Below are 1,159 nucleotides of genomic sequence, written 5' to 3'. Positions count from 1 at the left end.
GTCGTAGGTGGAGTTTGGGCTCAAGTTGTCGGCGTTGCGAACACCGGACGTACCCGTCTCGATAGACTTCGCTCCGGTTCGCGTATCCGTTCCACCTGGCCGCAACACGTTGGGGCCCGCGGGGGATGCAGCATTGTATGCGGATCATCGTGCGGCGAGATCGTGGGGCGATGGCACGTCGACGCGGATGAGTTGCGAAAATTGGAGCGATCCGCCGGCCAGACGCGCACGCTGGTCGATATGAGCGCGATCTTTCAGGACAGGCAGTGGCAATCGGGTATCGAGCGCTCCTCGCTCATAGGCGTAATCCGGCAAGAATCCATTGACGATGAGACGCCAATCGAAGGCGATGGACGCTCCCACCGCGCGCATCATCTTGATCGCCGTCGTCGTGCAATTCGTGGTCAGGGAATTATAGAATTGCGGATGAGCCGCCAGCTCGTTTGCATCCGCCACGTACTCGAGAAGGAGCTTTCTCGCAGCACTGGAAGAAGCGGTGAGACGGTAGAGTTGAACGTCTTCTCCCCGGAGATTCGACCGCACGCGAACGACGTCTCCTTCGTCGGCCGCCACGATGACGAGAGGATTGCTCTTGAACAAGTCGGCGATTGGTGAGAACTCGCCGCCCTGTGTTCGGCGCACCTCGATCGACCAGGCGAGATAAATGTCATCCTCGAATCCAAAGCTCAGGATGACGTGGGCCATCTCGGGTCCGGCCCAGTAAGACATGAAAAGATCAAGCGTGCGCAGCTTGTTCAGGTCGTACGTCCGCGTGACCCATTGCTCCGTGGCGACTTGTCCGTTCTGCCACGCGAAATCCCGGACGTTTTTAAGGACGAGCCGATCGCCTTCGATGGTACCCGTCACCTGGCGAGCGACGTCGGGTGCCCAATTTGCGCTGGCAGGCGCTTGTATCGTGCTCCACCAGACGGCTGTGCAAGCGAACATCGTGACCAAGGCAGCGATACCGAAAGATCGCAGCCGCCCGAAGAGTGCGATGATCGCGACGATACCGGCGAGGAAGTAGAGCATCGCCGCAACTGCCCGAACGGTCTCCGGAAGGGGCAAGCGGTACCATAGGGCGAGTGCGCCCCAGGCCAAAACGAGCGCGGCGACCGGTAGGAGAGCCGCCAGGACTGTCAGGCGCAAGGCGCGGACG

Annotated in this window: 1 protein-coding gene; it reads right to left on the bottom strand. The window is 60.7% G+C overall.

Annotated features, from left to right (window positions below):
- Nucleotides 1-144: 144 nt before the first annotated feature.
- On the bottom strand, nucleotides 145-1,159 hold a 1,015-nt coding region (locus AC1DT3_RS22025; protein WP_477467304.1), incomplete at its 5' end, for an Lnb N-terminal periplasmic domain-containing protein.

The sequence above is a fragment of the Microvirga sp. P4_G7 genome, from assembly GCF_056401005.1.
Note: the sequence above shows the minus strand (reverse complement) of the source record. Positions and strands in the feature narration are given on the sequence as shown.